The 21,564-nt window shown below is 44.8% G+C and carries 25 protein-coding genes; 18 read left to right on the forward strand and 7 right to left on the reverse strand.

What is annotated here, in order from left to right; genetic code table 11:
- Positions 1-2 precede the first annotated feature (2 nt).
- From urtC to phaC, 15 genes are all read left to right on the forward strand, one after another.
- Positions 3-1,112, forward strand: coding sequence for an urea ABC transporter permease subunit UrtC (gene urtC / locus AACQ93_RS19640; protein WP_064607990.1), 1,110 nt, complete (start codon positions 3-5; stop codon positions 1,110-1,112).
- Complete coding sequence (urtD, locus tag AACQ93_RS19645; protein ID WP_007466272.1) at positions 1,109-2,008, forward strand: urea ABC transporter ATP-binding protein UrtD; 900 nt, start codon at positions 1,109-1,111, stop codon at positions 2,006-2,008. Before urtC ends, urtD begins: the two co-directional genes overlap by 4 nt.
- 2 nt (positions 2,009-2,010) lie before the next feature.
- A complete protein-coding gene (gene urtE / locus AACQ93_RS19650; RefSeq protein ID WP_064607992.1) occupies positions 2,011-2,706 on the forward strand; it encodes an urea ABC transporter ATP-binding subunit UrtE in 696 nt (231 codons plus the stop codon).
- Positions 2,703-3,656: an urease accessory protein UreD gene (locus AACQ93_RS19655; RefSeq protein ID WP_084419344.1), complete on the forward strand. Its 954-nt coding sequence runs from the start codon at positions 2,703-2,705 to the stop codon at positions 3,654-3,656. The genes urtE and AACQ93_RS19655 overlap by 4 nt, the downstream gene beginning before the upstream one ends.
- Positions 3,657-3,720: 64 nt before the next feature.
- On the forward strand, positions 3,721-4,023 hold the full coding sequence (ureA, locus tag AACQ93_RS19660) for an urease subunit gamma (protein ID WP_064607994.1): 303 nt from the start codon (positions 3,721-3,723) through the stop codon (positions 4,021-4,023).
- Between the two features lie 8 nt (positions 4,024-4,031).
- Positions 4,032-4,421 carry an urease subunit beta gene (locus tag AACQ93_RS19665; RefSeq protein ID WP_064607996.1) on the forward strand — a complete coding sequence of 130 codons (390 nt, stop codon included), beginning with the start codon at positions 4,032-4,034 and terminating at the stop codon, positions 4,419-4,421.
- 19 nt (positions 4,422-4,440) lie between these two features.
- The gene (gene ureC / locus AACQ93_RS19670) at positions 4,441-6,144 is read left to right on the forward strand and encodes an urease subunit alpha (RefSeq protein ID WP_064607998.1); all 1,704 of its coding nucleotides are present in this window, start codon (positions 4,441-4,443) and stop codon (positions 6,142-6,144) included.
- Between the two features lie 11 nt (positions 6,145-6,155).
- Complete coding sequence (gene ureE / locus AACQ93_RS19675) at positions 6,156-6,614, forward strand: urease accessory protein UreE (protein WP_064607999.1); 459 nt, start codon at positions 6,156-6,158, stop codon at positions 6,612-6,614.
- 78 nt (positions 6,615-6,692) lie between these two features.
- Positions 6,693-7,343, forward strand: coding sequence for a HupE/UreJ family protein (locus tag AACQ93_RS19680; RefSeq protein WP_064608007.1), 651 nt, complete (start codon positions 6,693-6,695; stop codon positions 7,341-7,343).
- 35 nt (positions 7,344-7,378) lie between these two features.
- Entirely contained in the window at positions 7,379-8,062 is a 684-nt protein-coding gene (locus AACQ93_RS19685; RefSeq protein ID WP_007466258.1) for an urease accessory protein UreF, read from the forward strand.
- Between the two features lie 10 nt (positions 8,063-8,072).
- Positions 8,073-8,690 carry an urease accessory protein UreG gene (gene ureG / locus AACQ93_RS19690; RefSeq protein ID WP_064608009.1) on the forward strand — a complete coding sequence of 206 codons (618 nt, stop codon included), beginning with the start codon at positions 8,073-8,075 and terminating at the stop codon, positions 8,688-8,690.
- A gap of 583 nt (positions 8,691-9,273) precedes the next feature.
- On the forward strand, positions 9,274-10,014 hold the full coding sequence (locus AACQ93_RS19695) for an SDR family oxidoreductase (protein ID WP_064608011.1): 741 nt from the start codon (positions 9,274-9,276) through the stop codon (positions 10,012-10,014).
- A 39-nt stretch (positions 10,015-10,053) separates the two neighbouring features.
- The gene (locus AACQ93_RS19700) at positions 10,054-11,259 is read left to right on the forward strand and encodes an acetyl-CoA C-acetyltransferase (RefSeq protein ID WP_064608013.1); all 1,206 of its coding nucleotides are present in this window, start codon (positions 10,054-10,056) and stop codon (positions 11,257-11,259) included.
- A gap of 74 nt (positions 11,260-11,333) precedes the next feature.
- Complete coding sequence (locus tag AACQ93_RS19705; RefSeq protein ID WP_007466253.1) at positions 11,334-11,684, forward strand: phasin family protein; 351 nt, start codon at positions 11,334-11,336, stop codon at positions 11,682-11,684.
- Between the two features lie 62 nt (positions 11,685-11,746).
- Positions 11,747-13,558, forward strand: coding sequence for a class I poly(R)-hydroxyalkanoic acid synthase (gene phaC / locus AACQ93_RS19710; RefSeq protein ID WP_064609629.1), 1,812 nt, complete (start codon positions 11,747-11,749; stop codon positions 13,556-13,558).
- Between the two features lie 83 nt (positions 13,559-13,641).
- On the opposite strand, the gene AACQ93_RS19715 is transcribed toward phaC, so the two are convergent.
- A complete protein-coding gene (locus tag AACQ93_RS19715; protein WP_064608015.1) occupies positions 13,642-14,964 on the reverse strand; it encodes a 6-phospho-beta-glucosidase in 1,323 nt (440 codons plus the stop codon).
- 112 nt (positions 14,965-15,076) lie between these two features.
- Between AACQ93_RS19715 and AACQ93_RS19720 the strand changes: the two genes are divergently transcribed.
- Together AACQ93_RS19720 and AACQ93_RS19725 are read left to right on the forward strand one after the other, a co-directional pair.
- Complete coding sequence (locus AACQ93_RS19720) at positions 15,077-16,018, forward strand: LysR substrate-binding domain-containing protein (protein WP_064608017.1); 942 nt, start codon at positions 15,077-15,079, stop codon at positions 16,016-16,018.
- Positions 16,019-16,137: 119 nt separating this feature from the next.
- Entirely contained in the window at positions 16,138-16,638 is a 501-nt protein-coding gene (locus AACQ93_RS19725; protein ID WP_064608019.1) for an outer membrane beta-barrel protein, read from the forward strand.
- 120 nt (positions 16,639-16,758) lie between these two features.
- Here AACQ93_RS19725 and AACQ93_RS19730 read toward each other — a convergent pair whose 3' ends face one another.
- Entirely contained in the window at positions 16,759-17,163 is a 405-nt protein-coding gene (locus tag AACQ93_RS19730) for a hypothetical protein (RefSeq protein WP_064608021.1), read from the reverse strand.
- A 711-nt stretch (positions 17,164-17,874) separates the two neighbouring features.
- On the opposite strand from AACQ93_RS19730, the gene AACQ93_RS19735 reads away from it, so the two are divergent.
- The gene (locus AACQ93_RS19735) at positions 17,875-18,042 is read left to right on the forward strand and encodes a hypothetical protein (protein WP_157097612.1); all 168 of its coding nucleotides are present in this window, start codon (positions 17,875-17,877) and stop codon (positions 18,040-18,042) included.
- Positions 18,043-18,193: 151 nt separating this feature from the next.
- Here AACQ93_RS19735 and AACQ93_RS19740 read toward each other — a convergent pair whose 3' ends face one another.
- The 5 genes from AACQ93_RS19740 to AACQ93_RS19760 all read right to left on the reverse strand — a co-directional run bounded on the left by AACQ93_RS19740 (position 18,194) and on the right by AACQ93_RS19760 (position 21,378).
- Positions 18,194-18,505: an AzlD domain-containing protein gene (locus AACQ93_RS19740; protein ID WP_064608027.1), complete on the reverse strand. Its 312-nt coding sequence runs from the start codon at positions 18,503-18,505 to the stop codon at positions 18,194-18,196.
- Positions 18,502-19,257: an AzlC family ABC transporter permease gene (locus AACQ93_RS19745; protein WP_064608029.1), complete on the reverse strand. Its 756-nt coding sequence runs from the start codon at positions 19,255-19,257 to the stop codon at positions 18,502-18,504. The genes AACQ93_RS19740 and AACQ93_RS19745 overlap by 4 nt, the downstream gene beginning before the upstream one ends.
- Before the next feature lie 119 nt (positions 19,258-19,376).
- Positions 19,377-20,252 (reverse strand): AraC family transcriptional regulator, encoded by an 876-nt coding sequence (locus AACQ93_RS19750; protein WP_064608031.1) that lies wholly within the window; start codon positions 20,250-20,252, stop codon positions 19,377-19,379.
- Positions 20,253-20,438: 186 nt separating this feature from the next.
- The gene (locus tag AACQ93_RS19755; protein ID WP_064608033.1) at positions 20,439-20,744 is read right to left on the reverse strand and encodes a hypothetical protein; all 306 of its coding nucleotides are present in this window, start codon (positions 20,742-20,744) and stop codon (positions 20,439-20,441) included.
- 118 nt (positions 20,745-20,862) lie between these two features.
- Positions 20,863-21,378 (reverse strand): prepilin-type N-terminal cleavage/methylation domain-containing protein, encoded by a 516-nt coding sequence (locus tag AACQ93_RS19760; protein WP_064608035.1) that lies wholly within the window; start codon positions 21,376-21,378, stop codon positions 20,863-20,865.
- Positions 21,379-21,564: the final 186 nt, after the last annotated feature.

Below are 21,564 nucleotides of genomic sequence, written 5' to 3' on the forward strand. Positions count from 1 at the left end.
GTATGTTGAAATCAATATTAAAGGATGATCGTGGTGGTCAGTTGTTGCTGGCTCTTCTGCTCATATTGGCTTTTGTCATTCCGGCCCTGAATATTCTTGTGGCGGAGGGGCACCCGTTACATGTTGAAACCTACACCATTACTTTACTTGGTAAGTACCTGACTTATGCGTTGCTGGCGCTGGCCGTTGATCTGATTTGGGGGTATCTGGGGATCCTCAGTCTCGGGCATGGCGCTTTTTTTGCTCTGGGCGGTTATGCCATGGGTATGTATTTGATGCGCCAGATTGGTGACAGAGGTGTGTATGGCGACCCGATCCTACCGGATTTCATGGTGTTCCTGAATTGGAAAGAATTGCCATGGTTCTGGAATGGGTTTGATATGTTCTGGTTTGCCTGTTTGATGGTTGTTCTGGTGCCGGGAGTTCTGGCCTGGGTGTTTGGTTATCTGGCCTTTCGTTCACGAGTCTCCGGTGTCTACCTTTCGATTATGACCCAGGCGCTGACCTTTGCGCTGATGCTGGCATTTTTCCGTAATGAAATGGGGTTTGGCGGCAATAACGGGCTGACTGACTTTAAAGATATGCTCGGATTCAGCCTGCAATCAGACACGACCCGAATTGTGTTGTTTGTTGCTTCAGCTATTGCATTGATGACTGGCTATCTGGTTTGCAGGGCGGTAATCGCCAGCAGGCTGGGTAAAGTAGCGCTTGCGACCCGGGATGAAGAATCAAGAGTTCGCTTTATTGGCTATAACGTTGATCAGATCAAACTGTGGATCTTTGTTTTGTCTGCCGTTCTCGCGGGTATTGCCGGTGCCTTGTATGTCCCACAGGTCGGTATTATTAACCCCGGAGAGTTTGCACCGCTCAATTCCATTGAAATTGTTGTCTGGGTTGCGCTTGGTGGCCGTGCAACCTTGTTTGGTGCCGTGGTCGGCGCGGTGCTGATTAACTACGCCAAAAGCTGGTTTACGATAGAACTGCCTGAAGTCTGGTTGTTCGCACTTGGCGGATTATTTGTAATGGCGACGCTGTTTCTGCCCGAAGGTATTACTGGTTTTGTCAGTAAGTATTTCTCCCGAAAAACTCCTGCTAAGGAGGCGTCATTATGACAACCATTCCTCAGCAACTATCACCGCAAAAGCTGCTCAAGACGGGCGACGCTAACCCGTCTGAATCCCAGTTTCGCCGGAAATTAAGGAATCTGGTGCGCCGGGATCAGGTTTTCGACTTCCTTAAGCCGCAATACCACCCCTTATTGGATACCCGACACAACATTTTGCTTTATATCGAAGGGGTGACTAAGTCATTTGATGGTTTTAAAGCGATCGATGATCTGAATTTGTATATCAGGGAAGGGGAATTGCGCTGCATCATTGGTCCGAATGGGGCGGGCAAAACGACCATGATGGATATCATCACAGGCAAAACCCGGCCTGATGAAGGTCAGGTCTGGCTGGGTTCCAACCTCAACTTACTAAATATGGACGAAGCTGAAATCGCTAATGCCGGTATTGGCCGTAAATTTCAGAAGCCGACCGTATTTGAATGTCTGACGGTGTGGCACAACCTTGAATTGGCAATGGCTGGTGAGCGCGGTGTGTTTGATGTTTTTCGTGCCCGTTTAAACGGGGCGCAAAGAGATGAAATTAATCGAGTCCTGGAACAGGTTGGTTTGTGTAATCAGGCCTCACTGTTGGCGGGGAATTTGTCTCACGGTCAGAAGCAGTGGCTTGAGATTGGTATGTTACTGATGCAAAAGCCGAAGCTATTGCTGGTGGATGAACCTGTTGCCGGGATGACTCATCAGGAAATGGACAGAACGGCGGCGTTGCTGACATCACTGGCCGGCGAACACTCTGTTGTAGTTGTCGAGCACGATATGGACTTTGTGCGTTCGATAGCCAGTACGGTTTCTGTTCTTCATCAGGGACATGTGTTGGCAGAAGGAAGCATGAGCGAGATTCAGTCGAATCCTCAGGTTAAACAAGTCTATTTGGGAGAGTAGTGATGCTGGAAGTCAGAGGATTGAACCAATTCTATGGTGAAAGCCACACCTTGTGGGATCTTGATATTTCCGTTCCTGAAGGCGAGTGCACAGTGCTGATGGGACGAAATGGAGTCGGTAAAACTACTTTGTTGGAATGCGTGATGGGATTGCTGCCTGTCGATAGCGGAGAAATCATCTGGGAAGGCAAAGATATCAGTGCGATGTCTGCCGAAAGCCGTCCCCGTCATGGTGTGGGTTATGTTCCGCAAGGAAGGCAGATTTTCTCTCTGCTGACTGTTGAAGAAAACCTTCAGATTGGTTTGCCGATCCGTGCCAAAGGAGATCGAGTTATCCCTGAATTTATCTATGAACTGTTTCCTGTGCTGAAAGAGATGCTTCATCGTCGAGGTGGTGATCTTTCCGGTGGCCAGCAGCAGCAACTGGCGATTGCCAGGGCACTGGTGATTAATCCGAGGCTGCTCATTCTGGATGAGCCAACAGAAGGCATTCAGCCCAATATCGTTCAGGAAATTGCAGACATTATCCTCAAGCTAAATCAAACACTGGGGCTGACTGTGTTGCTGGTTGAGCAGAAGCTGCCCTTTGCCAGAAAAGTCGGTGACCATTTTTGTCTGCTTGACCGGGGGCGGGCTGTAGCCAAAGGGAATATGACACAGCTCAATGACCAACTTATCAGGGAGTATCTGACCGTATGACCATCATGCCGGAAAGGAAGCCGTTAGATGCCTGTTTGAGTGATGAGAAATTGCGGATTGTTTCTGTCAGACCTAAGCCGACACCAGCAGAGCTGGATCAACAGCAGGGATGGCGGGCTCAGTTGGAACTGGGTTTTTCTGCCCGGTTCGGCAAAACCGTGCTCAAACACCGCAGACAGTATGGTCCCTTGGCCGTGCAGCGGCCTCTTTATCCTGAAGGTGGAATTTGCCACACGTATTTACTTCACCCTCCCGGAGGTGTTGTCGGAGGCGATAAATTATCGATTGAGGTTTCATGTGGCCCGGGTGCAAGTGCACTGGTTACCACGCCAGGAGCCACTAAGTTTTATCGTTCTGCGGGTGCATTTGCTTGCCAGAAGCAGAGTCTTACCGTGAAAAATGGTGCGATGCTGGAATGGTTGCCTCAGGAAAATATCTATTTTCCTGAGGCGCGAGTCAGGATGGATACTGAAATTCATGTAGAGGCAGGTGGTCGGTTTATTGGTTGGGAATTGCACTGTTTTGGGCGGCCTGCACTAAAAGAGGGATTTTCGACGGGTTCTGTTGTTGGCAGCACTTGTCTACGTATCGAAGATAATCTGATTCTTGCTGAGCAACTAAATGTCCATGGGGATGATCCGCATCAGTATTCGGCCGGGATGCGGGGTAACGCTATGCTGGCAACCATGATGATTACTGACTCTGATGTTTTTTTGCTCAATATGGTACAGGGTTTGCTAAACCACTATCAGAACTACCTGACGGAAAACAGGATTGTGTCAGGCGTTACTGAAGTTGCGGATATCAATGATAAACACAGGGTGTTGGTCATTAGGGTAATGGGTAACGGTACGGAGCCAATCATGACTCTGTTTCGGGAGGTTTGGAAGTCGGCCAGGGAATATTGGCATGGAACGCCGCCTAACCTGCCGAGGATATGGGTAACCTGAGAGGTGGGGGCAATCGGATATATGGGGAAATTGAAAGTCATTTGAGCTATTGCAGGAGGGACTGATGGAGTTAACCCCCAGAGAAAAGGACAAGTTGTTAATTTTTACCGCCGCTTTATTAGCAGAACAACGTCGTGACAAAGGCCTGAAGCTGAATTACCCGGAGTCGGTTGCTTTGATCAGCGCGGCAGTCATGGAGGGTGCAAGAGAGGGAAAAACGGTTGCTGAACTGATGAATTTCGGTCGGACCATTTTATCTGCTGATGAGGTTATGGAAGGCGTTGCCGCCATGATCCATGACGTGCAGGTGGAGGCAACTTTTCCTGACGGCACTAAATTGGTGACAGTACACGATCCTATTGTGTGAGGTGCGGAATGTCTGGTGTTAAAGCTTCAAATGAAAAAAGTGAGCTTATTCCCGGTGAGATTCAGAGTGCGGATGCTGATATTGAACTGAATCCGGGCAGGCCGTTGATATCTGTTGCTGTTGCTAATTTGGGCGACAGGCCGATACAGGTTGGTTCGCATTACCACTTTTATGAAGTGAATGAATCTTTGGATTTCAAACGGGAAGCAACCTTGGGGTATCGGCTGAATATTGCTGCCGGTACAGCAATACGTTTTGAGCCAGGCCAAATCCGGACAGTAGAGCTGGTGAGTTTCGGCGGAACCATGTCTATATACGGCTTTCAGGGAAAAGTCATGGGGCCTCTGGACGCGGAGTTGCCATTGACAGGAACTAATGGCATTGAGGCTGAAAAATAGAAGGGAGGCTTAGAATCAGATGGCAACGATATCCCGACAGGCTTATGGGGAGATGTTCGGTCCGACGGTCGGTGACAGGGTCAGGCTGGCCGATACAGAACTGTGGCTTGAAGTTGAGAAAGATTACACACGTTATGGCGATGAAGTTAAGTTTGGTGGCGGAAAAGTTATTCGTGACGGAATGGGGCAAAGTCAGTGTCCGTCAGCTGAAACTCCGGATCTGGTGATCACCAATGCAGTTGTGCTGGACTACTGGGGCATAGTCAAAGCAGATGTCGCCATAAAAGAGGGGCGGATTAGCGGTATCGGCAAAGCGGGTAATCCGGATGTTCAGTCCGGTGTCGATATTGTGATTGGCCCTGGAACAGAAATCCTTGCCGGAGAAGGTTCGATCCTGACTGCCGGAGGAATTGATTCTCATATTCACTTTATCTGCCCTCAGCAAATTGAAGAGGCATTGTGCTCAGGGATCACCACAATGCTTGGCGGTGGAACCGGTCCGGCAACAGGAACAAATGCTACAACCTGCACACCGGGGCCTTGGAATATTCACCGTATGCTGGAATCGCTGGACCATTTTCCGATGAACTTTGGTTTGCTGGGAAAAGGGAATGCCAGTTTACCTGATGCTTTGTATGAACAGGTGGAAGCAGGAGCGGTAGGTCTTAAATTACATGAGGACTGGGGGACTACGCCTGCGTCGATTGATAACTGTCTGAGTGTGGCTGATGACACTGATGTGCAAGTCGCCATTCATACAGATACGTTGAACGAGTCAGGCTTTGTCGAGTCAACTTTAGCTGCAATCGGTGATCGGGTTATCCACACTTACCATACCGAAGGTGCGGGGGGAGGGCATGCTCCGGATATTATCCGCGCATGCGGTGAGTCAAATGTGTTGCCATCTTCGACCAATCCAACTAGGCCCTATACCGTCAATACGGTTGATGAGCATCTCGATATGCTGATGGTCTGCCATCATCTTTCTCCGTCAATTGCTGAAGATGTTGCATTTGCCGAATCACGTATCCGTCGTGAAACCATCGCAGCGGAAGATATTCTTCATGATCTGGGCGCGTTTTCTATGATCGCTTCTGATTCCCAGGCGATGGGGCGAGTGGGGGAAGTGATTACTCGCACCTGGCAGACTGCGCACAAAATGAAAGTACAGCGAGGAAGCCTGCCACAAGATTCCGGGTACAGCGATAATTTCAGGCTCAAACGTTATATCGCCAAGTACACCATTAATCCGGCTATTACACACGGCATTAGCCATGAAGTGGGATCAATCGAAGTGGGTAAGCTAGCAGATCTGGTGCTTTGGAAACCGGCTTTTTTCGGGGTTAAACCGAGCTCAATAATTAAGGGGGGGATGATAGCCGCCGCACCTATGGGTGATCCTAATGCCTCAATTCCCACCCCTCAGCCTGTTCATTATCGATCTATGTTCGGCAGTTTTGGTAAAGCCAGGCAGAAAACTTCAATGTTATTTATTTCAGCAGCAGCGAAGGCCGCGGGGATTGATGGCCAGCTTGGATTACAGAGTCAGATTGGTGTTGCAAAAAGATGTCGTGATATCAGCAAAGCTGACATGGTGCTAAATGATTGGCAGCCCAATATCGAAGTGGACTCTCAAACCTATCAGGTTCGAGCCAATGGCGAACTTCTGATTTGTGAACCGGCAGAAGTCTTGCCGATGGCGCAGCGGTATTTTTTATTTTAAGGGGGAAACAAATGATTGTGCTTACCCATGTTTTGCAGGCAGAAAAGTCTGATTCAGCTTTTGATGTCACTCTCAGTTTGCCAATTGATTTACGGATCAAAAGTCGTCTTAAAGTGACGCTCGATGATGGCCGGGAAGCTGGTTTGTTCCTACCGCGAGGAAAGATCTTACGAGGCGGAGATGTCATACAAGGAGACGAGGGGATAAAAGTCCAGATTCGTGCGGCGAATGAGAGTGTATCAACCGTATATTGCCGGGATTTGCACTTGATGGCTCGAGTTTGTTATCACTTGGGAAATCGCCACGTTCCCTTGGAAATTAAGCCAGATTGGGTTCGTTATCAGCACGATCGTGTCTTAGATGAAATGGTTACTGCGTTAGGTGCGGATGTGGTGTCCGAGCTTGCTCCTTTTGAGCCTGAGGATGGTGCTTATGGCGGCATAAATGGTGGACACGGACACAATCATTAAGATGGTATAGCGACAATATTCATACCAATAGAAATCAGAACAGCATGAAGCGCTTATTAATCAGGCAAGGAGTAAGCAATGACCAGGTTAGAGTTCAATTGTTCGGGAAAACAGGGCATCAGCCGTATGGTAGCCGCATTAGGTGCATTATTAGCATCCGGTTCAGTGTGGGCGCATGACAGCGGAGCATCATTAGCTGGAGGTGATGTATCCGACACGCTCATATCGGCATTTTATTCAGGGATAATCCACCCACTGACGGGTTTTGACCATTGGGTAATGCTCATAGGCATCGGATTAATAGCAGCCCAATATAAGAAACTCAGGACAAACAATAGCGGACTCGGTCCGATTTTGATGGCGTTGATTTGTATGTTAGTTGGTCTTGGTATGGGGGCTTTTGCAGGGGAGGTAAATGGAGTTGAGCCAATGATTATTGGTTCGGTATTTGTTGCCGCTATTACCGCTCTAAGTCTCAATAGATTTTCTGTATCAAGACATCGAATTTTGTCTTTATTGCCAGCAATCGCAGCGATGATGTTGATTTTTCATGGCTGGGCTCATGGGGTGGAAGCTTCAGGACAGAGCCTGCTGGCTTTCGCTCCAGGGATGCTTGTTGGCGCCGGATTCTTGAGTTCAGTCGGTTTTATGCTGGGACGAGTTATGGTCCCCGGATGGCAAGGGGTGTTTTTAGGCGCTAGTGGACTTGTTCTGGCAGTAACCGGTTAATTACTCAACTTAATGTAATACCAGCGGGGGCAGAAATGATTGAAACTAAGCGTTTTCTGGCGGATTTTCGCTTATATCAGTTGATGAGTCCATCTCTTCCGATTGGTGCTTTCACTTATTCGCAAGGGCTTGAATGGGCGGTTGAGCATGGTTGGGTAACAGATCAGAAAAGTCTGCAAAAATGGCTTGAAGATATGCTCCATCATAGCCTGGTAACAATGGAGTTACCCCTATTACAGCGGTTATATCAAGCAATGAATGCACAGGATATTCGGACTGTAAATAGGTGGAGCCAGTGGCTTTATGCTTGCCGGGAAACGAAAGAAATGCGCCTTGAAGAGAAGCAGCGAGGGCTGGCTGCCGTCAGGTTACTTAGGCAATTGGATGAAAGGTTCAATAACTTGTTGGATGAGGTTGAGCACTACAACCAGTTAGTCGCTTTTGCTCTTGCTGCCAATTTGTGGCAAATCGATAGTGATGATTTATGTGCAGGCTATCTGTGGAGTTGGCTGGAAAATGCAACGATGGCTGGAGTGAAGTTAATTCCGCTTGGACAAACTCAGGGACAACAGATCTTGTTGGAGGTTTCAACACGATTGCCTGAGGCGATAGCGGCATCCAGACAGGTTGAAGATCATGAAATAGGTAGTTTTACACCGGCTCAGGCCATAGCAAGCAGTCGGCACGAAACACAATACACACGGCTATATCGCTCTTAAGGATAAGAATATGACAGCATACAAGTCACCGTTAAGGGTTGGCGTCGGCGGCCCTGTCGGTTCGGGTAAGACAGCATTGCTTGAAGTGTTATGCAAAACAATTCGCGACAAATACAACATTGCTGTTGTCACCAATGATATCTACACACAAGAAGATGCCAGGATCCTGACAAAGGCTGAGGCTCTGGCTGAGGATCGAATCATAGGTGTTGAAACCGGAGGATGCCCTCATACGGCAATACGTGAGGATGCATCAATGAATTTGGCCGCAGTTGAAGAGCTTGCAAGACGACATCAAACGCTGGACGTAGTTTTTATCGAAAGTGGAGGTGATAACCTAAGTGCAACCTTCAGCCCGGAACTGGCTGACTTAACAATATATGTCATTGATGTAGCAGAAGGAGAAAAGATCCCAAGGAAAGGTGGACCGGGCATAACACGCTCAGACTTATTGGTGATCAATAAGATTGATCTGGCTCCTTATGTTGGTGCTTCACTGGACATTATGGATCAGGATACCAAGCGAATGCGTCCGGATAAGCCATACGTCTTTACAAATCTCAAAGAAGGTAAGGGGGTATCAGACATCATCGATTTTGTTGTAACACAGGGAATGCTTGATGGTTAATTATTAAATTAACCTGCTCATGAGGAAGCCTGAAAAATCAGGCTTCCCATATTTTAAGAATACGAACGAAATTAAAAGAATTCACACTGTACGTTTATTTTTACGATTTTTTATTTTTTGGTTGAGTCTTTACTTAATTATTTTATTTAAAATAAAGTCTAAATTATTTCACTTTCTTTAGAGTGAAGTTTTGCATAAAACACCTTCCTTGTTTTTATATTTTATTCATATCTCATTACTGAGCCTTATGTTTGTTAATACCATGCCGGAATACCCATTCTTGCAAAGTTATAATAACAACTGTCAATTGCGCTGTTGCACCTAATAAATGTGATTCTATTCAGGAATATTGGTACGACCATTGATGCTGTGTGTTGATATTAATATGTGCGTGTGTTCTTATAATATTTATGCAATCTGATGGTCACATAAGTGTCTTTTTAAACAGATAAATTTATAAAAATTCGGTCATGAACCGAGTGGTTGTTTGGGTTTGGATAAACCCTTTTACTGATATCTGAGTCATTAGTCTTTTGATATCAATGTTTTAATCATCATCACCGATGGAATGGAGTCTTCCGTAATGAGCAAGAAAGCATTAGTAACTGGTGCGAAAGGTGGAATCGGATCTGCAATCACGAACTCTTTGATTGAGGCAGGATACCGAGTAATAGCAGCTTACTTCCCGAGCAATGAAGCATGTGCTCGGAAATGGTTTAAAGAGAATAACTATTCAGAGGAGCAGGTCAGGCTCTATCCATTGGATGTTACGGATACAGATTACTGTGAAGAGGCGATTGCAACATTGCTGCAAGAAGAGGGTAACATTGATGTGCTGGTTAATAATGCTGGGATCACCCGTGATACAACGTTTAAACGTATGACGGCGAAGCAATGGAATGAGGTGATAACAACAAACTTAAATAGTCTATATAACGTCACTTATCCATTATTTTCTTCTATGTGTGACAGCGGCAATGCACGAGTTATTAATATTTCGTCGGTCAACGGGCTTAAAGGTCAGTTTGGCCAAGCCAACTACTCTGCTGCGAAAGCTGGAATGCTTGGTTTTACCAAAGCTCTGGCTGCAGAAGGTGCTCGGTACGGAGTTACTGTTAACGCAATTGCACCAGGTTACACAAGTACGCCTATGGTTGATGATATCAAGCCGGAAGTGCTTGAGGGAATCAAAGCTGAAATACCAATGAGGCGTCTTGCAAAACCAAATGAAGTTGCTGCTGCGGTAACTTTCCTTGCCAGTGATGCTGCAGCGTACATTACGGGAGAAACCTTGTCTGTAAACGGCGGTTTGTACATGCACTGATAGTTGGCTAAGTAATTTTTAGGAAAGGACGCTAAAGAAATGACTAAAGTTTTTATTGTGGCTGCAAAACGTACACCAATGGGCAGTTTTAATGGTTCGCTTAAATCTGTCCCTGCATCAATCTTGGCTGCGACTGCTATCAAGGCTGCCTTACAGGAGGCAAAGGTTGAGCCAGCGAATGTTGATGAAGTGATATTGGGTAACGTTGTTGGCGCTGGTCAGGGCATGGGCCCTGGTCGTCAAGCCGCCATTTATGCAGATATTCCACAAGAAGTACCGGCTTATAGCCTTAACATGGTTTGCGGTAGTGGTATGAAAGCGGTAATGGATGCTGCGGCTCACATCAAAGCTGGTGATGCTGAGTTGGTCGTTGCCGCTGGTGCAGAAAACATGTCACGAATTCCGTTTAGTGTGTCATCAAAAATTCGTGATGGACAAAAGATGGGTGCCATGGAACTGGCCGATCTGCTTATCTCTGATGGTCTGACTGACGTGTTTAATAATTATCACATGGGTATGACTGCAGAAAATATCGTTGAACAGATTGGTCTGACCCGTGAACAGCAAGATAACTTTGCTTTGGCAAGTCAACAAAAAGCGGTTGCTGCGATTGAGCAGGGCAAATTTGTTGATGAAATCGTGCCAGTAGAAGTCACTGAACGTCGTAAGACAAGGATTGTTGATACTGACGAATATCCAAAATCAGATGCATCTATTGAAGGCTTGGCAAAACTGCGTCCGGCATTCAGGAAGGAAGGTTCTGTTACTGCAGGTAATGCTTCAGGTATTAATGATGGCGGTAGCGCAATTATTCTTGCCTCTGAAGCTGCTGTCGAGAAATACGGCCTGACGCCGCTGGCAGAGCTGTATAGCTATGCTCAGGGTGGTGTTGATCCAAAAGTAATGGGACTGGGTCCTGTGCCTGCAACAATAAAAGCGTTGGAAAAAGCAGAGCTCAATGTTGACCAGATTGGTTTGTTCGAATTTAACGAAGCGTTTGCAGCTCAGGCACTTGGTGTTCTGCATCAACTATCAGATAAGTTGGACACTAAAGTCGAAGATCTTGCTGAGCGTTCAAACGTAAACGGTGGTGCTATAGCACTGGGTCACCCTTTGGGCGCATCTGGTAACCGCATCATTGTTAGTCTTCTTCATGAAATGCGTCGTCGCGACACTGAGTACGGTCTGGCTACTTTGTGTATCGGTGGCGGTATGGGTACTGCAGTTGTACTCAAAAATGTTTAATCAGAAGTTTTGATTGTATCCGGATCAATAGATTCGGATACCTCACTGTAAATTACTAATTGAAGGAAAAAATTATGTATACGGAAATGTTTAAATCTTTCTCTGAACAGACTGAGAAAACTCTTGCACCATACGTTAAGTTCAACAAGCTTTTCACTAAAAACGTTGAAGAGTTGACTGAGCTTCAGCTTACTGCTGTTCGTTCATATAGTGAGCTAGGTCTGAATCAGTTGAAAGCGTTAAGCGATGTGAAAGACATGCAGTCTTATGTTGCCTTCAATAGTCAGCAGCTTGAAGCGCTAACCAAGCTGTCTCAACAACTAATCGAAGACAGTAACAAGTTCAATGCTATTGCTCAGACTTTCAAAACAGAAGTTGAAGAGCTAGTTGCCGAGAACGTAAAGCAGGTTACCCCAGCTCAATAATGACCACTCAGCCGCCTCGCTTAAGAGGCGGCTTCAATAGTCCAAGTTCAGAGGTCATTGGAATGAACTATAACTTCTTTTCGGACTACTTTGCTAAGCTCCAGGATATGAACAATATGTGGTGGAAGGAGCTGGAGACTGGCAAGGCAGCCATGAATACTCCCGTAAATAAAGCGCTCAATGAAATCAACCTAGAAGATACCGCTGAGTTGATTGGAAAAGCAGCAGCGCAGCCAGCAAAGCTTGCTCAGTTGCAACTGGACTGGTGGGAAAATCAAATGAAGATCTTGCAAAACGTCACCACACAAAATGGTGACAGCTCAGATCTTATTAAGCCTGAAAAAGATGACAAACGTTTCGTTGATCCTGCCTGGGATAACGAGATGTTTTATAACTATCTGAAACAGTCTTATTTGCTGTTCAGTAATACGATGAAAGAAACTATCGAGTCGATTGATGGGCTTGATGAAAAAGCCAAAGAAAGAATCGGCTTCTTTTCTCGTCAGGCAATTAACGCACTTTCACCGACTAACTTCATTACCACAAACCCGGAACTGGCTCGGTTGACGTTCGAAACGAACGGCCAAAACCTAGTTAAAGGTATGGAGTTGCTACAGGAAGACATGCAGGCAAGTGCGGATGTACTCAAAATCCGTATGACAAATGATGATGCCTTCCAGTTGGGAGAAAATGTAGCGAATACGGCAGGTGATGTCGTATTCAAAAACGAACTGTTTGAACTGATTCAGTACAAGCCTTTGACTGAAAAGGTTAAGGCGACACCATTGCTGATTGTTCCTCCGTTTATCAATAAGTATTACATCTTGGATCTTCGCGAGAAGAACTCCATGGTGCGTTGGCTGGTTGAGCAAGGCCATACCGTTTTTATGATGTCATGGCGAAATCCAGATGCCAGCATGGCTGATGTTGACTTCGAGAACTATGTTCTTGATGGCGTCGTCAAGGCTGTGGACGCAGTTGTTGATATTACAGGTGAGAAGCAGATTAATGCAGCAGGGTATTGTATAGGTGGCACGTTGTTGGGTGCGGCACTTGGCTACTACTCAGCTAAACGTATGCGCAGTCGAGTTAAGTCGGCATCCTTCTTTACCACTTTGCTAGATTTTTCTCAGCCTGGCGAAATCGGTGCTTATATTAATGATCCAATCGTTTCAGCGATTGAAGCTCAAAATATTACGCAGGGGTATATGGATGGTCGCTCATTGAGCGTCACATTTAGCATGTTGCGTGAAAATAGCTTGTACTGGAACTATTACATCAATAATTACCTGAAGGGTAATAGCCCGATTGATTTCGACTTGCTCTACTGGAATGGTGACAGTACAAACGTTGCAGCTGCTTGTCACAATACGCTGTTACGTCAGTTGTACCTTGAGAATAAGCTGAAAGATCCGAAAGGAATTAAGGTTGGTGGTGTTTATATTGATCTGAATAAGATCAAAGTGCCATCTTACTTTATTTCAACTGAAGATGATCATATTGCGCTTTGGCAGGGTACGTACCGTGGTGCACAGAACTTAGGCAGCAAAGTAACTTTCGTGTTGGGTGAGTCGGGTCATATCGCGGGTATTGTTAACCATCCGGCTAAAAACAAGTACGGGTTCTGGGTTAATGGTAAGCCGGAAGCTGATCCTGAATCATGGAAAAATGGTGCAGAGCGTCATGACGGTTCATGGTGGGGACACTGGAACGACTGGATGGCGGGATTTGATTCTGCTGAGCAGGTTGATGCCAGAAATGCGGGTAATGCAAATTATCCTGTTATTTGCCAAGCTCCGGGTCGTTATGTATTGCAGACACTACCAATTGAAGTGCCAAATGCACTGGAAGCGGAAGTGATACAAGAAGCCTGATACCTCAAAGTTATATAGGTAAACCTTAGATTAAACCAGCGGTTAACCCGCTGGTTTTGTTATTAATAATAAACAATTCCTCACTATTGAATTAAGTGACGAAACTGAGGCATATAGTCCAGATTTTCACGTACAGTTTCTTCGAGTGCTTGATCAAGAATTGAGCCTGTATTAACAATTGGGTTCAGAATCAAAGCGCGTTTAGCCATATTGAGGTTTCCTGTTACGGCAGCTTCAACCGTCAGGCTCTCAAATTCTTTCATTAACTGGATAAGACACAATGTATCATTTGGGAATGGTGCAACATTTAAAGGCAATGGTCCGCTCTTGGTAATAACCGAGCTTACTTCTACTGCGCAATCATCAGGGAGCCCGGCAATAGCGCCATTATTACGAGTGTTGACATGCATGATAGTGCGTTTGTCGTTATAGATAGAACTCATCAATTCACAAGCAGCTTCCGAGTAGTATTGGCCGCCACGCTTCTCCAGTTCCTTCGGCTTTTCATTCAGTTCAGGATTTTTGTAGATATCAAATAGGCGTTTTTCCATCGCTTTGACAACTTCACCTCGTGTACCTTCGCCATCTGCTTCCTCTAGCTCTTGCTTCATGATGTCTTCACTCATGTAGTAATAGCGAAGGTATGCGCATGGGATCATCCCCATGTTTTCCAGCAAGTCAGAAGGCCATGCAAATGGTGGTATGTTCTTAGGTACCAGGTAATCTTTACCTGAAAGAATCTCACTGACGATATGTTTTAATTTGTCCTGACCTTCATGCAGAATCTGACGAGCCCAGATAAAGTGGTTAAGACCAGCTACCTGCATGATTACATCCTGTTCTTCAGTATCAAGCAGTTTGGCTACACCTTTTTGCATGATAACCGGAACATTACATAGGCCGACGGCTTTTACCTTTGTATGGCGAAGTATTGCTTCAGTTACCATACCTGATGGGTTAGTGAAGTTAAGTAGCCATGCTTCTGGGCAAAGCTCTTCCATTTCTCGGCAAATTTCGAGAGTGATCGGAATAGTACGACATGCGTTAGCAAAGCCACCAAGACCATTGGTCTCCTGACCTATCATGCCGTATTTTAGTGAGATGCGCTCATCGCGGATACGACCTTCAAGACAACCGGCGCGGAATTGTGAGCAAACAAAATCCGCATCTTTAAGGGCTGGTTTACGATCAAGTGTGACTTCAACTTTAATATCCAGACCTTCTCGGGCAATCATGCGGCGGGTTAGTCCGGCGATGATTTCAACTTTCTCTTTACCTTCTTCAATATCAACCAGCCAGAGTTCGCCAATTGGAAGTTCGTGTTTGCGTTTAAGCAGGCCCTCAATCAACTCGGGTGTATAGCTGGAACCTGCGCCGATCACTGCAATTTTAAGATAATCCTTCATGGTGTTTGCCTCGCCTATAAATAACCTGAGTTGATTAAACGCCAAACAAATCAAGCGGACAAACCAAATAAAAGCTATCATGCATTAGCTGGTTTAATTCATAGTGGTCAAAATGGATCGTAAACAGGCTTTGATAGCCAATATGCATACCTTCAGCGTGGCAGCGAAATTCTTAAGTTTTACTAAAGCTGCAGAGGAGCTGTGCCTTACCCAAGGCGCAGTAAGCCAGAGGATTAAAAAGCTTGAGGAGCAATTAGGCTTTAAGTTGTTTGTACGCTTAACTCGTCGACTGGAACTGACTCCGGAAGGGGAGCGAATGCTGGCCACATTAAACGCTTCTTTTGATCGCATTTTTGCCGAAATGGAAGATATTCGTTTTAACGAATTGCGCGGTGAGCTTTATATCGGTGTCGCCCCAACTTTCGGTCAGGCCTGGTTATTGCCTCGATTGTCAAAATTTCAGGCCTTATATCCAAGCCTGAATGTCAAAATTCGGGTTAAAGCAAGTAGACTGGATTTTCAGAATGAACCGGTCGATTTAGCTATATATTACGGTGATGCTCACCATAGTGATTTTTACTGCAAAAGGCTGTTTGATGAAAAGCTGACGCCGGTTTGTAGTCCTGATTACGCAGAAAAATTAGGTTTGTTGCATAACTCAAATGGTGATGAAGATTCAGTTTTACCTGAACTATTGCAATCGAAGCTTTCTCAAGCTTGTTTTATCCATTGTACAGAATCATTAGACGCTATTTCTCCTAATCATGAGTGGCAACAATGGCTGGAGGGCGTTGATGTTGAGATTGATACATCTCAGCAGCAATACGTTTTTAACCATGCAGAAATGGCAATTTCAGCGGCAAGGCAGTCGATGGGAATTGCGATGGGCCGTTATGAACTGGTTCGGCATTATATTGAGCAAGGTGAGCTGGTAGCACCTTTCAAAGCAATTAATACCGGCCTTGGCTACGATCTGATCTGTCCAAAAGGCTTGGAAAAAAGACCAAGATTTGAAGCGTTTGCTAACTGGATTCAGTCGTTGTTGGTGGGTTAGGTCGACAGTAAGTATTAATTGGTCATACAAATGTGCAATCTTAATTTGTCACAGATCACACTTTTAATGTACGGTGTTTTTAATATGATAAAACGGTCAGCCAATAGGAGATAAATAATATGAAAAACCTAAAAATGCTTATCGTTGCAATGATCGCCGTATTACCTGCTGTATCACAGGCTCAGGATGTGCAGACTTACATGGGAGCGACCTATGAGCACGGTGATGTTAAAGTCGGAAGTCGTCACACCACAGTAGATGGAATTAAATTTCAGGCCGCCAGCGAATTAGGTTGGGGGAACTTCAAAGGTACAGCGGCCACGCTAACAGGGAATGGCGCTGATTATGATAACTATACTTTTGCAATTGAAAAGCCATACAGTATTCAGCAGTCTGATTTCTTTGTTTCACCTGAAGCTGGTGTTACTTATGCCCGCTATGAAGATAAACAGCTAAGAGAGTCGGATTTGGGAGCAATGGTGGGGGCATCGTTAGGGTACAACATCAATAAGCAGTTCCAGATTGTCAGCAACTATAACCACTCATTTGGAATGAAATCCAATCAGGATAATATTGACGAAGACAGCCTGAGCGTCGGCTTGAATTACCGTTTTAATTAAGAGATACGTTTATACATTTAAGAGCCTGCAGTGATTGCGGGCTCTTTTGGTTTTATCTCATGAACAATGAAGACAACATGAGCATATACTTACTTTGTACTTGTGATAAGTTGTTGATTGTTAATCAGGTTTAACGCTTTTTCCTGTCCGTAATTCAAAGACTCTAACGATGACATACGCAATTAGCGCAAAGATGAAGAAGATCAGCAGCATCCATGCGATAGATTGCAGAGACTCTATTACTGTTCTGTAGATTTCGAGTACCCAGCGATCTGTGTTTAGAACGGGTGGGGCGAAGTCTTCAGTGGGAGCTCGCAGGAAATTTTCCAGATAATAGATCCTTACACCACCTGAAATACCAACAACATAGATGGCAAATTTCAGATATTTGGTCCATGCATAAGCAATATCATCGGCAACAATGCGTTCAAGAATTCCGTCGAGAGGCTTTTCGAACAGTCGTGAGACAATGAAGCAAACGAAGAGTGATACGCAAAACGTGACGCCCAGTAGTGATAAGAACATCTGACTCCCTCCTAGTGTTGGTGTGTTCGGCCTGGGTACGAATTACTGCTCACCTGAGGTTACTCTTATCGAGTCCCAAATAAAAGAACGATGTTCATTTTCGGTGAGGTTCTATGTTCTGGATTATAACTTTCGGGCAATATCTTGTTGTCCTTGAGAAATTCTATCTGTTGCAATGCTATCTGCTTTTTATCTTTCCTTTCGCAATAATGCTTTTTTCTTCCTTTTTCTTTCGCTGTGCATCTATTAGTAAGTTTTTTGTTAATGTAGATCACAATTCAAAGGTGTTTGCTTTCGTTTGTTTTTGTTTGTCGTTATTATCGCTTTCAAGATTTTTCATTGAGCACTGAACCTAGTCATTGGGGGAAGTATTCCCTTTTTAGGCAACCTCATCGCCTTTTCATGGTTTTGTATGCCTACAAGCTCCTAAGCTTCACTATGCCATGGCCGCCATCTCCCCGATGGCGGTATTTTTTTGTGTTTTATAGCAGATTTTTAAGAGAGGTATAGGTTTGTAATTCATGTAAGCTGCTGTAAGTTAGTGCATAAAAGTGGACTTAATGTCACTAAAAACGCATAAAATGACCCAAAAATGAAAATTTACTTAAGTTAATTGATAGCTGGTCGCTTGAACTTTGTAAGCAATAATAATTTTGAGTTATAAGTTCAGTGATTCGTCTATACGCACAATTTTCTAAAAATAACCCTGCAATGCATTGGATGATTCTATGTGGTCTGTTCCTGCTTGTGATGTTGAGCACTTACCAGTTGTTAGCGAATGAAGAACTCGTTTATGGCTTTGGTCTGATGGTTCCTGTACTGCCAATGTTTGTCTTTGCTAAAGCATCAGATTACCGCAGAAAATATCTACACGATTAATTCTGATATGTTTCGTGACTCTTAAACGATGCTTAATCTGTAGGATAAGACTTTTACGCTACTACATTTTGCTTCTACATGTGGGCATTAAAGAATCTGAAAAAGCCGTACTTATTTAAATAAGTACGGCTTTTTATTTGAGTGTTTTAAATCAGATAAATGTTGTGAGTAGGAAGAAGACAGTCATACTGATTACTGCCGTAACAAGAACATTCTTTGTTTTCCATGCAATGAGAGCAGCGATCACAGCTGAAATCAGGTATGGGATTTGTAGTGTGATTTCTGGCTTTCCCTCATGCAGAAATACTATCGGTGCCCAGATTGCCGTTAATACCGCAGGGCTGGAGTAACTCAGTAGTTTTTGTGCTTCTGCGTTAAGTTTTAATGGTAGTTTAGGTGCCAGAAACATATAACGACTAGAAAAAACAATAAGCGTCATTAGGAAAATTGTCAGCCAGATCATACATTTTCTCCTGTTTCGCGTTGTTGCTTGCCGAACATTTTGTCGTAGCTGTACCCGGCAATCATGGCTGCAAGACTTGCAATCATCAGTCCGCCTTCCACCTCAAACGCTTGTAAAGTCACAGACAGAACCATAGCGACCAGAATTGAAATCAAAACAGCAATGTTTTTGATAGTCGGGATAACGATAGCAATAAAAGTTGCTGCAATGGCAAAGTCCAGGCCGAGTGAATCCAAATTTGGAATAAATTTACCGGCAACGATTCCGGCGAAACTGGCCAGATTCCAGCAGATATAGAACCAGAGACCAGCACCGAGCGCATACCAGCGATTAAATGTTTTTGGAGAATGGTGTCCGCATACGGCAAACAATTCATCGGTCAACAGAAAACCAAGCCCAAGACGCCAGCGTAGTGGCAACGGGCTGATGGTGTTTCGCATGGTCAGCCCGTAGAGCAGATGTCGGGAGGTAATGAACAGGGTGGTGAGCAGGATAGTTGCCAATCCTGCACCTGCATTGATCAAACCGGTAGCGACAAGTTGTGCTGAGCCAGCAAATACAATCGCTGACAGAGCTTGGCTTTGGAATATGTCCAGGCCAATATCAACCGCAAAGGAGCCCGCGAGTAAACCCCATGGAATTACTGCTACGCAGAGAGGGGTGACGGCCAGTGCGCCTTGTCTGAACAGCTTAAATTTATTCACGTTTTCACCGCGCAGGGTGTGATCTATTGATGAAACAGGTGATTGCATTGAATATTTACTTCATTTTATTTAATTGGTCTTACTTACTGTAGGGATTGGCAGGAGAGTTACCTTGTACGTTTTTGCTCAGTTTGCTTGAAAAGCTGAGCTATTTCCATACTCGCAGTTCAGGCATTAACTTGTCCGGCAAACTGGCCCGGTGTAATACCCATCGCTTTTTTAAAGTGGCGGTGGAAATGGCTCTGATCGTGAAAGCCAGCTTCCTGTGCTGCATCAGAAACTTTATATCCCTGTTTGATCAGCTTTTTTGCCAGTCGTAACCTTGCCTGGATCTGATAGGCATGAGGAGGAAATCCATAGGCTTTCTGAAAGGCCCGAACCAGATGAAAAGGGCTGAATGAGGCCAGATTTGCCAGTTCTTGCAGTGAGACATCAGCGCCGGGGAAATCATCAATAAACTCTTTGACCAGCTTAAGTTGTCGTTGTGCCTTGGGTGGTTCGTGTGGAGTCACACTCCGCTTGCCATGTTTGCACATCAGCCGGGTCAGGACACTGTACAAGAGGGTTTCCCTCAGAAGTCGGTTGTTTGATTTTTTCAACGTATCAAAAACCAGGCGGAACTGGTTAGCCAACTCAGGATCATAAACAACAGGGGATGGAAAGTACGGGGCTCCTCGCCCGGTTTCTGAAAGGTTAGAATTAAGTTCTTTGCTGATAGCCTCAAATTGCTGTGGCAGGGGATACATCGCCTGATAAGACCAGCCACCTTCTGTTGCAGAGTGACCGTTATGAACTTCGTCAGCATTAACCAGAATAATGCTGTCTTGCGGCGCGATATGATTACCGCCAGTTCGATAGAATTTCTGTGCGCCGTGCTCAATAACACCGACGGTATAGCCTTCGTGACTGTGACGTGAAAAATTCTGATGATGGTAGTTAGCATCCAGTACCTCAATGCCACCGAGTTCTTTGGCAACGCTATAAGTTGCCTGCTCTTTTGACGTCTTGTTTTTCAGGGTGTTTTTGTTGTTAAGATTCTCCATGGCTTATCTGTCAGGATCCTTTGTAGTTGTGTTGCAACCATGAGTATAACGAAATAGCACTGTTGGTGTTTGTACAAAATTGCTCTTTCAACAAATGAGAGATGCCGAGGAGGAGGAAGTGCCTGACGGGACAATATGATTGTTCAGGCACCGAAGTTACGACGTTATGAAGTTAGAAAGGACAAATCAGAGCCATTTTTTACCGAGCTGATCAAGTCCGGATGCTGCGAGATCGGCTGGCGTCATTGCTATTCTGAAGTGACAGTCTGCCTTGAACACCAGGAAAAAGGGTTCGGCATAACTGGGGATTTTTGAGCTGTCTGTAATATCGAATATCAGTACAGCACTTCGACTACCGTTATTTTCGGTAAAGTAACTGTGTTCTGGTCTTATATCATCAAGGATCTTTTTGATGATCCCGCCAGCTTTGCCTTCCAAAACCAGTGAGTTAAAAGGTTCATGAGGAAAATCGACATTCATCAGCATTTTCATGACTAGGCTCTCGCTTCTTTAGTGGCCAGAAAAAGGGTTGACTAAATCCTAGCTGAAATTTGTTGCCACGTAGTTTCACGAGAGCTTATGTTGTTTGAGGTAAGTTCAGGAACGTACCTTAGCACTTTGTGTAATTTCGGCTGATATCGAAAACTCTCTCATTTTCCGTTCCTTCTTTTTGAGGGTTATAAAGAGAAACCCAGCAGAAGGTTGCGAGAGCTGCGCGACAGGCTTCTATTGAATCTTCACCGTCAGGTACGTCTTTGTATGTGGCTGGTACTACAAACATTTGGGTTTTATCCAAACAGGTCACGATACGATACCCATTTACATTCATCATGCGTTTGAGGTTATCGTTACTCAGCCGAATGGAACCATATTGAGCTTCGATGCCTTCTTGGCTGGTTAGCACATGTTGAGAGGTCATCTCTTTTCCCTCAATGATCATCTTTCCTTCCACAATACTTTCTGCGGCTCGGAAGGCGCTGATAAATCCGTTTAAGCTGGCAATTTTAGCGTCTGTAGAGGTGTTCATGATACGTGGAGCGGCAATGACAGCCACAATACCTGCAATAACTATAACCACAATCAATTCAATAATGGTAAAACCATTATCTTTGGATATATATTTCACAAATACACCTTAATGCGTAATTGTATTCTGGGCTTGGTATTTTAAATGGAATTTTAATCTATATAAATAGTTTCAATTGAAATGCTTTTATTTGATGTAGTGAGGTGAGCTTTAAAATGATTCTCTTTGTTAATGCATTGGATAAATCCATGACAGCTAAAATCTATATCGGGCCTTAAAATCATC

The organism is Photobacterium sp. J15, from assembly GCF_963870815.1.
GTDB lineage: Bacteria > Pseudomonadota > Gammaproteobacteria > Enterobacterales > Vibrionaceae > Photobacterium > Photobacterium marinum.

Bases quoted from the DNA above. Each gene is read 5' to 3' on its own strand.
- urtC (WP_064607990.1), top strand. From the start codon at position 3: ATGTTGAAATCAATATTAAAGGATGATCGTGGTGGTCAGTTGTTGCTG.
- AACQ93_RS19665 (WP_064607996.1), top strand. From the start codon at position 4,032: ATGTCTGGTGTTAAAGCTTCAAATGAAAAAAGTGAGCTTATTCCCGGT.
- ureA (WP_064607994.1), top strand. From the start codon at position 3,721: ATGGAGTTAACCCCCAGAGAAAAGGACAAGTTGTTAATTTTTACCGCC.
- ureE (WP_064607999.1), top strand. From the start codon at position 6,156: ATGATTGTGCTTACCCATGTTTTGCAGGCAGAAAAGTCTGATTCAGCT.
- AACQ93_RS19700 (WP_064608013.1), top strand. From the start codon at position 10,054: ATGACTAAAGTTTTTATTGTGGCTGCAAAACGTACACCAATGGGCAGT.
- AACQ93_RS19755 (WP_064608033.1), bottom strand. From the start codon at position 20,744: ATGAAAATGCTGATGAATGTCGATTTTCCTCATGAACCTTTTAACTCA.
- urtE (WP_064607992.1), top strand. From the start codon at position 2,011: ATGCTGGAAGTCAGAGGATTGAACCAATTCTATGGTGAAAGCCACACC.
- AACQ93_RS19695 (WP_064608011.1), top strand. From the start codon at position 9,274: ATGAGCAAGAAAGCATTAGTAACTGGTGCGAAAGGTGGAATCGGATCT.
- AACQ93_RS19680 (WP_064608007.1), top strand. From the start codon at position 6,693: ATGACCAGGTTAGAGTTCAATTGTTCGGGAAAACAGGGCATCAGCCGT.
- AACQ93_RS19655 (WP_084419344.1), top strand. From the start codon at position 2,703: ATGACCATCATGCCGGAAAGGAAGCCGTTAGATGCCTGTTTGAGTGAT.
- AACQ93_RS19740 (WP_064608027.1), bottom strand. From the start codon at position 18,505: ATGATCTGGCTGACAATTTTCCTAATGACGCTTATTGTTTTTTCTAGT.
- AACQ93_RS19685 (WP_007466258.1), top strand. From the start codon at position 7,379: ATGATTGAAACTAAGCGTTTTCTGGCGGATTTTCGCTTATATCAGTTG.
- AACQ93_RS19725 (WP_064608019.1), top strand. From the start codon at position 16,138: ATGAAAAACCTAAAAATGCTTATCGTTGCAATGATCGCCGTATTACCT.
- urtD (WP_007466272.1), top strand. From the start codon at position 1,109: ATGACAACCATTCCTCAGCAACTATCACCGCAAAAGCTGCTCAAGACG.
- AACQ93_RS19715 (WP_064608015.1), bottom strand. From the start codon at position 14,964: ATGAAGGATTATCTTAAAATTGCAGTGATCGGCGCAGGTTCCAGCTAT.
- AACQ93_RS19720 (WP_064608017.1), top strand. From the start codon at position 15,077: ATGGATCGTAAACAGGCTTTGATAGCCAATATGCATACCTTCAGCGTG.
- AACQ93_RS19730 (WP_064608021.1), bottom strand. From the start codon at position 17,163: ATGTTCTTATCACTACTGGGCGTCACGTTTTGCGTATCACTCTTCGTT.
- ureC (WP_064607998.1), top strand. From the start codon at position 4,441: ATGGCAACGATATCCCGACAGGCTTATGGGGAGATGTTCGGTCCGACG.
- AACQ93_RS19735 (WP_157097612.1), top strand. From the start codon at position 17,875: ATGCATTGGATGATTCTATGTGGTCTGTTCCTGCTTGTGATGTTGAGC.
- ureG (WP_064608009.1), top strand. From the start codon at position 8,073: ATGACAGCATACAAGTCACCGTTAAGGGTTGGCGTCGGCGGCCCTGTC.
- phaC (WP_064609629.1), top strand. From the start codon at position 11,747: ATGAACTATAACTTCTTTTCGGACTACTTTGCTAAGCTCCAGGATATG.
- AACQ93_RS19745 (WP_064608029.1), bottom strand. From the start codon at position 19,257: ATGCAATCACCTGTTTCATCAATAGATCACACCCTGCGCGGTGAAAAC.
- AACQ93_RS19750 (WP_064608031.1), bottom strand. From the start codon at position 20,252: ATGGAGAATCTTAACAACAAAAACACCCTGAAAAACAAGACGTCAAAA.
- AACQ93_RS19705 (WP_007466253.1), top strand. From the start codon at position 11,334: ATGTATACGGAAATGTTTAAATCTTTCTCTGAACAGACTGAGAAAACT.